The 10710-nt window shown below is 63.1% G+C and carries 3 protein-coding genes; all 3 read left to right on the top strand.

The window, feature by feature from the left end; genetic code table 11:
- On the top strand, nt 1–2755 hold a 2755-nt coding region (locus OQE62_RS16825; protein ID WP_265723209.1), incomplete at its 5' end, for an SDR family oxidoreductase.
- The gene (locus OQE62_RS16820) at nt 2752–4077 is read left to right on the top strand and encodes an NAD(P)/FAD-dependent oxidoreductase (protein ID WP_265723208.1); all 1326 of its coding nucleotides are present in this window, start codon (nt 2752–2754) and stop codon (nt 4075–4077) included. The genes OQE62_RS16825 and OQE62_RS16820, both read left to right, overlap by 4 nt.
- Nucleotides 4078–4087: 10 nt before the next feature.
- Nucleotides 4088–10705, top strand: coding sequence for a non-ribosomal peptide synthetase (locus tag OQE62_RS16815; protein WP_265723207.1), 6618 nt, complete (start codon nt 4088–4090; stop codon nt 10703–10705).
- Nucleotides 10706–10710: the final 5 nt, after the last annotated feature.

The raw sequence follows: 10710 nt of genomic DNA, 5'->3' as shown, positions 1-10710 counted from the left end.
CGCCGACTGGTTTCACGTGCCGGTCTGGACGCAGTTGCCAAACAGATCGAAACCGGACTCGATGGCTCTGGAGAAGCCCGAGCACTGGTTGTTTTTCTGTGACCAGGGGGAACGCGGAGTCAGGCTTTCGGCTTTGTTGCGGGCGCGCGGTCACAGGGTGACGGAAGTGCATAGGGGAGATGGCTTCCGAGCCGATGGCGAGCGAATAACGATCCGTCCGAACGCCCCGGATGACATGCAGCGGCTGATGGCGCATGTCTGGACAGGGGAGCCATTGCCCTCCCGCATAGTGCATGCCTGGGCCCTCGATCATTGCGGAGAGGATTACTCGCGCAGCCAGACAATCGGTTTCTACAGTTTGCTGTATCTGGCGCAGGCGCTCGGCGAGAAGATCGAAGACGAGACGGTATCCCTGACCATTCTAACCAGCGGGCTAGCCGACGTGACCGGCGACGAACAACTGGACCCGCTCAAGGGCAGTGTGCTGGGGCCGGCTGCGGTCATCCCACAGGAATACCCGTCTATCACCTCTGTACTGGTCGATGTCGGCGGCAATGTTTCGGATCTGTCGGTATATGCGGAGCTATTGTCCGTGCCAGCTGTTTCTGGTGAACGAATCGCGCTGCGCGGCGCCCACCGATGGATGCAGGATACGTCACCCCTACCTCTGGGTGAAACCTCAGCCGCGCCCCGCTGGCGGGAGGGCGGCGCCTACCTGATTGCCGGAGGCTTCGGCGGCCTTGGAATGGTGTTCGCCGAGCATCTCGCCCGCAACTACAAGGCGAGGCTGGCCCTGCTTGGGCGTGCTGAGCTCCCCGAGCGCGAGCAGTGGGCGGAGACCCTGGCCGAACTCGGCGATGCGCATCCGACGGGCATTCGCATCCGTCAGGTGCAAGCGCTGGAGGCACTTGGTGCGGAAGTCTTGCCCATCGCCGTGGATGTCACGGACCCCGCCTCCATGCACTCGGCCGTTGCGCGCGCGCGCGACCGCTTCGGCTCCCTGAACGGTGTGATGCATGCAGCGGGTGTCGCCGGGGGCGGGATCATGCAGCGGCGCACCGCTGAAGAAGCGGCAGCCGTGCTGGATCCCAAGGTCCGCGGAGCGCAGATACTGCTCGAAGCCATAGCAGAGGACTCGCCGGATATCGTTCTGCTTCACTCCTCGCTGTTCGCCGTCACTGGCGGTCCGGGGCAGGTGGACTACTGCGGAGCGAACAACGCGCTCGATCTGATGGCGCGCTCGTACGCACGCGGCGGTCTGCCGGTAATCTCCTTGAACTGGGACGGCTGGAGCGAGGTCGGCATGGCGGCGCGCGCCGCCGGCGCCGAGTCCATTCGCCTGGCATCGTCTGCCCAACACCCGCTGCTCGACGATTTTGCACGCAGCGGTGACGGAGGAAAATTCACGCTGCGGCTCGATGCGGACCGACACTGGATCGTCGACGAACACCGTATGAACGATATGCCCGTTATGCCCGGAACGGGTTTGCTGGAAATGGCATTGGCGGGATTCAGGCAGTTGGAGGGAGGCCAGGGCCCCCTGGAACTGCGCGACGTTTTATTCCTCTCCCCACTGACCGTCGACTCGGATCGCGGCACCCATGTTCGGCTCCTTCTCGATACCGAAGATGAAGGCATGCACTTTCGCGTTCAGGCACAGGGGGCAAGCGGCTGGAGCGACCATGTGCGCGGCCTGGTCGCGTGCAGCGCCGCCGCGCCGGACACCCGGGACCTGCAGGCGCTGAGAGGGTGTCACCCGCACAGCGAAAGTTTCGTCGGGCGGGAGGCGGATTTGCTGCCGCAGGATGGCTGGCTCAGACTCGGCTCGCGCTGGCATAGCGTCAAGCGTATCGACGCGAGCCAGAGCGAAGCGCTGGTCGAGCTCGAGCTGCCGCGCGAAGCGCGGGAGGACGCCGCCGAGTTCCTGTTGCACCCCGCACTGCTCGACCTGGCGACGGGCCTGGCGAACAGCCATTGGCTCGAGCGAAGTGCGGCCGCGCAGGCGCGCGGGACATTTCTGCCTTTCGGCTATCGGAAAATCACTGTCTGGCAAGCAATCCCTCCCCATTGTTTCGCGCACAGTCGCATTGCCTCCGGGCCTCGGGACATTGACGACAACCTGGCTCTGGATGTGCAGCTTCTGGATACAGACGGTGCCGTCCTCGTCGCCATCGAGGGGTTCACTCTGAAACAGGTCCAACCCGAAGCGATGCGTCCCGGTAGCGCGCCATCTGTCGCGGTCGCGGCCGCGTGGCAGGCGAATCCGGCCGGCATCGCCCCGGAAGAGGGGATAGAGGCAATGGACCGGGTGCTGGCACAGGCGGGCGGTGCGCAAGTCATCGTATCGACACGGCCACTGAGCAGCCTGCTCGACGAGATCCACAATCCGGAGCCGGTGGAGGATACGGGAGAGGAGCGCAACGAGCGCCCCTATCTCGGCAGTGAGTTTGCCTCGCCCCGCAATGACCTCGAACAGGCCATGGCGGCCATCTGGGAGGCGCTACTGGGGATTCAGCCGATAGGCATACACGACAACTTCTTCGAACTCGGGGGAGACTCACTTCTGGCCACCGAGATTCCGACCCGGGTACGGACGAGGCTCGGGCTGGGCATGGATCTCGCCCTGGTTTTCAAGGCGCCAACCGTGGCACAGCTATCGGAATTGCTGGCCGCCAAGACCTGGGCTGCCGGCGCGAAAGACGAGGGTGTCGCGGTGGCACCGAAGGAGGAAGAGCGCGAGGTCGGCACCCTATGACGAAGCTTCGCCAATTTCACTCGGTTGTTGTCGGTGGCGGCCCCGCGGGTATCGGGCCGCTGGTGTATGGGGCATGGTCGGGTCGCATCGACGAATTGCTCAAGCGCGGCCTGGCACTCGTGGAAGCGGGGCCAAGTCTGGGCGCCGGGTGCCTGAAACGCTATGCGATCAACTCGAATTCCCCGGGATCGACCTTCCTGGAATCGCTCGAGCACGGGATAGACGGCGGTCGACTGCATAGGGCGTCGGCTTCGCCGCTGCGTGCCGAGGTCGGTCGTTTCCGCGAGTCCGTACTTCCGCTGTCTCTGGCCTCTGAACTTCTGGATGTTATCGGCACAGATGTGGCTGCGGCGATATCGTCTTCGCCGGAATCGCGGCTGGCTCTCAATACCCGCGTCGATAGAGTGCGCATCCTGGGACCGAGCCGTTTCGAGTTGAGACTTGTTCCCAGCGACGGCAGCTCGGCCCCGGAGCACATCCAGTCCAACCATGTGCTCCTGGCCGCCGGCGGCGAGCCGCACGTGCCGGCCGAGCTGGGAGAAAGTCTGATGGCGGCATGCCGGCGCCGCGGCGTGCGCACCTTGCCCATGGCTGTTTGTTCGGACGAGCTGCTGACCGAGGCGGGCCGGAAGAGCGCGGAAGCCTGGCTGGACAATTTCGATTCACCGCAAGTGATCGTAGTCGGGGGCGGCCATAGCGCACTGTCCAGTGCCTGGCTCCTGCTCGAGCGCATGGCGGGCGATTTCCTCCTCGGGGCTGACGCAGTGCAGATTCTCCACCGTTCCCCCGTCAAGGTGTTTTACAAAACCGTGGCTATGGCGCAAGAGGATGGTTTCTCGGCTTTTGGCGCGGATGATATCGGCAGCAAGGGCGAAGTATTCCCGATCGGAGGGCTGCGAGGCGATGCGAAAGAACTGTTTCGGCGAATCGCCGGGCTGGCCGAAACGATCGAGCCCCGCGCCTGCCTGCGCCGCTTGCCGTCCAGTGCTCAGGAATGGGATCAGCTGGATATGGACTGGACAAACTTGGCGCTGGTGGTGTTCGCCACCGGGTATAGATTCCCGCGTCTGCAATTGTGCAACGCGCTCGGCGCTCCGGTTTCGTTGCACGGTGGCTTCACGGGTCGTTATGTCGACCAGGATTCACGCTTGTTGGATGCCTGCGGCGAGCCAATCCGGGGCCTGTTTGCCACCGGGGTGGCCAGCGGGTTTTCGCCTGTGGAGATGCTCAGTGGGGAATCCAGCTTCAAAGGCAAGGAAAACAGCGTGTGGCTGTGCCAACACCATTTAGGTGAGGCGTTGTTCAATACGCTGGTGGCGTGAGGAAGATCCAATGAATCAGAGAGCCACGACTGTGTACGAGTTGATAGCCGTGCTTGCGGCCCGCGACATTAAACTCTGGCTGGAGGGGGAGAGTCTGCGATTCAGCGCGCCTCCAGGCGTATTCGACGACGAGCTCAGGGCCGACGTTCAGCGCCATCGCGATGATATCGTCGCCTTGCTGAGGGAGGAGATGGCGGTATCGACGCCCTCGGAGATGCCGACTGCTCCGGCGTTGGAACGGCTGCCGCTTTCCGCTTCGGAGGAGCGCCTGTGGTTCCTGTATCGACACGAAGGACCCAGCCCGGCCTACAACGTGCTGGTAACCATGAGCCTCGACATACCGGTGGACATATCCTGTCATCGACGTGCGATAGGGACGCTGGTAGCCAGGCACGAGACCTTGCGCACGCGCTTTGCCGAGGAAGACGGCGTGCCTTTTCGAGTCGTCGATCAGACGTCGATGCCGGTCACCCCGCTCATCGACCTATCCGCGCTCGCAGATGAGACACTTGCGGCCCGGGAGGTCGACGGTCTGGTGAAGCGGGAGGAGCAACGCCTGTTCGCATTGGATCGGGACTTGCCGTTGCACTCCTGTGTCATTCGCCTCGGCGTTTCCCGGCATGTCCTGATGATGAACGTTCATCACATCGCCACGGATGCCTGGTCTTCCGGGATCCTGGCCCGGGAATATATGCAGCTGATGGACGCCTTACAGGCGGGCAGGGAGCCGCAACTGTCCGCGCCGGCAGCCGGCTACGCCGATTTCGCCTGGTGGCAGCAGAAGGAGCTCTGCGACGGGGGATTCGACACCCAACTGGAGTTCTGGAAAAACACACTGCGAGGCCTCCCCCCTCTGCTTGATCTGCCGACAGACAACCCACGACCGGCGGTCAAGCGATATGAAGGGGCTTCAGTCAGGCGCATGCTGCCGGCGGCCACTGCGGATGCGTTGAACGCGTTTTGCCGTCGGCAGGGGGCGACGCTCTTCATGGGGCTATTGGCTGTCTTCAAGGCGATGCTTGCCCGGTGCTGCGCCATGCAGGATATCGCCGTGGGAACCGCTGTTGCGGGGCGGCCGTTCCCGGAGCTTGCCAATGTGGTTGGGATGTTCACCAATACGATCGTAATCCGCACTAACGTGGATCAGCGGCAGAGTTTTTCCGAATTGCTCGGGACAGTTCGCGACAATACCTTCGCGGCACAAGCGAACCAGAGCATCCCCTTCCGGACGGTCGTTGAACACTGCATCGGAGAACGCGACCTGAGCTACACCCCGCTCTACCAGGTTTCCCTCGCGCTCAACAATGCCGCCGAACGCGAGGTAGTACAGCTCGCAGATACGGGGGAGCAGTTTTCGGACAACGACGGTATCATCTCGAATGCGGTGAAGGATGATCTCAGCCTGCAGTTCCGCCGTTTCCCGGAGGGGCTGGAATTCAAGTTGACCTACGATATCCACCTGTTTGAGCCCGACAGTGCCGAACGGTTGACGGTCTTCTACACGCAGTTGCTGGACCAGGTGCTCGCCGCTCCCGAAGTTCCGCTCGCATCCTTCGGTCTAATGGATGCCTCCATGCGCGAGCGAGTGCTCGATCTGGGCCGGCCATCCATCGACCGGGCACCGGAAGGGGGGGCTCTGGAAAACTTGTTCCGGCAACGATGTGATACGGCGCCAGACGCAATTGCGGTAGAGCACGGCGGTTTGCAACTCAGCTATGGCGCGCTCGACAGGGTGGCAGGGAGCTACGCATCCCGGTTGCAGTCCCTGGGTGTGGCGCCGCTGGACAGAGTCGCGCTGTGCGTAGATACGGCGGTCGACCTGGTGGCGGGAATGCTGGCCATTCTCGAGCTGGGCGCGGCCTATGTACCTCTCGATATAAAGCACTCCTCACAATCGATCGAGCACGTGGTCGCCGATACGGGATTGCGCGTGGTCCTGTGCAGCGCGTCGGCGGAAGCCGTTATGCCCAATGAGACGACCTGTGTGCGGATCGACCTGGCCGACATGAAGTCGGTACCGGATAGTGTGCGCAGGCACAGACAGGCCGCGCCGACACTGGACGGTTCTCATCCCGCCTATGTGATGTACACCTCTGGATCGACCGGGGCGCCCAAGGGTGTGGAAGTCCCGCACCGGGCGGTTGTGCGGCTGGTGCGTGGAAGCGACTATGTCGAGATCGGGCCCGACGACGTGTTCATGCAAATGTCGAATCACGCCTTCGACGCCGCCACTTTCGAGGTCTGGGGTGCGCTGGCGGGCGGGGCGCGTCTCGTCGGTGTGAATCGCGATCAACTGTTGGATCTGGAGCAGTTCCCGTTGTTGCTGCGCGACCACAAGGTTTCGGCGATGTTCATCACCGTCGCCTTGTTCAATCTGTTAATTGAGCTGGACCCGCAGGCGTTGTCCGAGGTAGATACTGTGGGCTTCGGGGGTGATGCGGCCAGCCCGGCGACCGTACGCCGGGTGCTGGAGGAGGGCAAGCCCCCCCGCCTGCTCAACTTGTATGGGCCGACCGAGAACACCACCTTTAGCACATGGCATGAAATTCGAACGCCGCTCGATGCGGCGCGCTGTTTCATCGGTCAGGCCATTTCAGGCGCATCTGCCTATGTCGTTGACAATGAGGATCATCTCGCCCCGCTGGGAGTTTGCGGCGAGTTGCTGGTGGGCGGCAGTGGCGTTGCGCTGGGGTATATTGGTCAACCCGCACTGACGGCGGAACGGTTCGTGCCGGACCCATTCAGCAGGGAACCCGGCGCACGCCTCTACCGAACGGGCGATTGGGTGCGGCGAGGACCCGACGGTGTGATCGAGTATATTGGCCGTCGCGACAAGCAGGTCAAAATCCGCGGATTTCGCGTCGAGCTCGGCGAGATCGAGGACCAGATCACGGCACATTCCGCGGTCGGCAATGCCGCGGCGGTAGTCCACACCGATGACCGGGGCGACAAGCGGGTGATCGCCTATGTGGCCAGCGAGCCGGTGTCCGGGCTGGAGGAAAACCTGCGCGCCTTCCTGCGTGAAAGGCTGCCGGAGTACAAGCACCCGTCCCACTATGTATTCCTTCCGGAGTTGCCGTTGACGCCGAATGGCAAGATCGACCGCGCGCATTTACCAGCTTTCAACCAACCCACCGGAAAAACTGGAATCGTGCCGCCCCGCGACGATATCGAGCGACAGCTCGCGCTGTTGTGGGGTGAACTGCTCGGTGTGCGGGACATCAGCGTCACAGACAACTTCTTCGAACTGGGTGGACACTCGCTGATGGCGATCACGCTCAGTGTCCGGGTGCGCGACCTTCTCGGTGTCGACCTGAGCACGCGCGACGTGTTCGAGCATCCGGACCTACAGGGACTGGCGCTGCACATTCGCGAGCGGCGTCGGGGCGGGGCGCTGACCTTGAAGCCCATTGTCCGCGTCGGCAAACGCGAACGGTCGGTCGCTTCGTACATGCAGCAGCGATTGTGGTTCGTGGAGCAGGTGCAGGGCTCGACGGGCGCCTACAATATGCCGATCGCGATGCGCCTGCAGGCTTCGGTTTCCGTCGACACCATCAGGCGCGCGATCGCCCGCATCGTCGAGCGCCACGATGTACTGAGAACGGCGATAGTGGAGGTCAACGGGCTGCCGAAACAACGGGTATCGGCAGCGGTCGAGGTGCCTTTGGGCACGGTGGATCTCGGAGACCTTCCCGCTGTGGACGAAGATCGTGTCGATGAGATTCTGGGCGAGGCGATTTCACGGCCGTTTGATCTCACCACCGCGCCGCTTTTGCGCGCGCTCCTCCTGCGAATTCCGGGAGGCGGCGTCATTCTGGCACTCACCTTGCACCATATCGTCTGCGACGGATGGTCGCTCGGCGTTCTCATGGGGGAATTGTCTGCACTGCTGCAGGACCCGGAAGCGGACCTTGCCGAGTTGCCCGTGCAGTACGGTGATTACGCCCACTGGCTGGGGGCCAGCCTGGAGGGCGAGGCGTTGGAAGCGCGGCTCGCATTCTGGCGAGAAAGCCTGCGGGGGGCGCCGCCGCTGCTGGAGTTGCGTTGCGCAAAACCGCGCCCGGCCGAGCGCAATGATGTCGGGCGCACGCTTGTGGCGCAATTGGATCGGGGCCTGTCGACACAACTGAAGGCACTGGCAGTGCGGGAGAACTCCAGCCTGTTTATGCTGATGCTCGGCGCTTTCGACGCACTGCTCGCTTTCCATGCCGGCCACGGGGATATCGTCGTCGGCACCCCGGTGGCCAATCGTCCGCGCACCGAGCTGGAGCCGTTGATAGGCTTCTTCGTCAACACGCTTCCCTTGCGCGTCCAGGTTTCCGCCGACGAGAGTTTTCTGCAACTGCTGCAGCGGGTACGAAAAACTGCGTTAGCGGCATACGACTACCAGGATACCCCGCTCGACCTGATTGTGGACGACCTGGGGCTGGAGCGCAGCCTGGCGTTCCAGCCGCTTGTGCAGGTCATGTTCGCGCAGGAGAACTTCGTCGACCTGTCGACACCCGCGAAGGAGATCGAGCAGATTTCCCTGCGGGACAACAACAGAACGGCCAAGTTCGATCTGAACCTTTCCTTTGAAGATCGTCCGGACGGAATTCGTCTCTACTGCGAGTACAGTTGCGCACTGTTCGACGCCGCCACCGTGAGAGAGTTGCTACAGCAGTACGAGCGTTTTCTGCGCCGCGCCTGCGACGGGCCGGAGCAGCCGTTGCGTGACTTGCAAGCAGTTGATCTGGAGGCGGAGCGAAGCTCGGTGTCACTGGTCAACCAGCATGCGGAGGCGCCTCGCGACCGCCGTTCACTGGCGCTGCAGTTTGGCGATGTGGTACGGGCCGATCCGCAGGCGATCGCACTGATCGGCAGCGCGGGCGAGATGACCTATGCCCAGCTCGATGACGCTTCGGATCGACTGGCCGCGCGCCTCCGGCAGGCGGGCGTAGTCGCCGAGGCTCCCGTAGGAATCTGCATGTCGCGTTCGCCTTCCCTGGTGGTGGCTGTGCTCGCCGTGATCAAGGCGGGCGGCGCCTATGTTCCGATCGAGCAGGGTGCCGCCGAAGATCGCAGGAAGATGGTGATCAAGGGCGCCAGTGTGCAGACGGTGGTCGTGGACGCGGCGACGGAAGCGGATTTCCGGGAGACCCAAGTCGCGCTTGTCCGGGGGGACCTCGCCTCCGGGGAGGCATCGGCAGGGGTGCACACCACCGACCTGGGGCCGGACGCGCTGGCGTATGTAATACACACCTCGGGTTCCACCGGAGTTCCCAAGGGGGTTGCCGTCACCCACGGCGGAGTCTCCCGACTTGTCCGAAACGCATGCTACCTCCCATTCGAGGAGCGGCTCAGATTTATTCTCTCTTCGTCGGTTTCGTTCGATCTGGCGACCTTCGAGATATGGGGTGCCCTGCTCAACGGCGGGCAACTGGTGGTGATCGAGACTCAGCCCTCGGATCCGGCGGCGTTCACGCGGGCGCTGCGCGACTACCGGGTGAGCGCGTTATGGCTGACTTCCGCGCTGTTCGATATATGGTGCCGCTATCTCGATAGTGACCTTCCGGAGCTGCGTTTCCTGCTGGTGGGCGGCGACGTCATCTCACCGGTCAGCTGTGCGCTCGCCCATAAAAAGCTGCCCGGGGTGCGGCTGATCAACGGTTATGGTCCGACTGAAAATACGACCTTTTCCACCTGGTACGACATTCCCCGAGCGCACCCGGAAGACCGGCCTATTCCCATCGGGGGTTCTATTCCCAACAGCAGTTGTCATGTCCTTGACGACGACCTCAGGCCCGTACCTGTGGGGGCGCCGGGCATACTGTACGTCGGCGGCCACGGCCTTGCGCGCGGCTACATGGGAAGGGCCGACATGACTGCGGAACTTTTCCTGCCCAACCCCTGTGGGCAGACACAGGGTGCAAGGCTCTATTGCACCGGCGATCGGGTCATTCTTGGCGAAGACGGGCAATTGATCTACCTCGGCCGCCGTGATCGTCAGGTCAAGATCCGCGGTTTCCGGGTCGAACCCGGAGAGGTCGAGGCAGTGTTGCGCAGGCGCGAAGAGGTCGCCGATGCCGCCGTTCTCGTACATTTTGCCGAGGGCGGAGAAAGACAACTCATCGCCTTCGCGGTGGCGCGCGATCCGGATGATGACCTGGCCGGGTTGCGCGATGCACTGCGGAGCAGTGTGCCGGACTACATGGTGCCCGCCTCTCTTGTGACGCTCGATACCATGCCCATCAACGCCAGCGGCAAGATCGATCGCGCCCTGCTAGAGACGCGGGTGACGCTTCCGCAGGTGGAGCGCGCCTATGCGGAGCCGCAAACCCCTACCGAGGCGGAGATCGCCGCAATCTGGGAGGAGGTGCTGTCGCGCTCCCGTATCGGTCGCCACGATAACTTCTTTGATTTGGGTGGGCATTCGCTGCTCGCTGCCCAGGTTTGCGCTCAGGTCGATCGGCAGTTCGGCATCGAGCTTCCGGTGCGAACCCTGTATTCGGCGGTCGATCTGGCCACATTCGCGCACTCGGTCGAGGAGGCGGTCGGCTTCGAGCGGTTCCTCGATTCGGTCGATCTCGACACATTGAGCGACGAGGAGGCCGATCGGCTGCTCGCGCGCATGCAGGAGGAAGCCTGAATCCC

Source organism: Microbulbifer halophilus, assembly GCF_026183675.1.
Classification (GTDB): Bacteria; Pseudomonadota; Gammaproteobacteria; order Pseudomonadales; family Cellvibrionaceae; genus Microbulbifer; species Microbulbifer halophilus.
The sequence above is the reverse complement of the archived record's forward strand: the minus strand, read 5'-3'. Positions and strand labels throughout refer to the sequence as shown.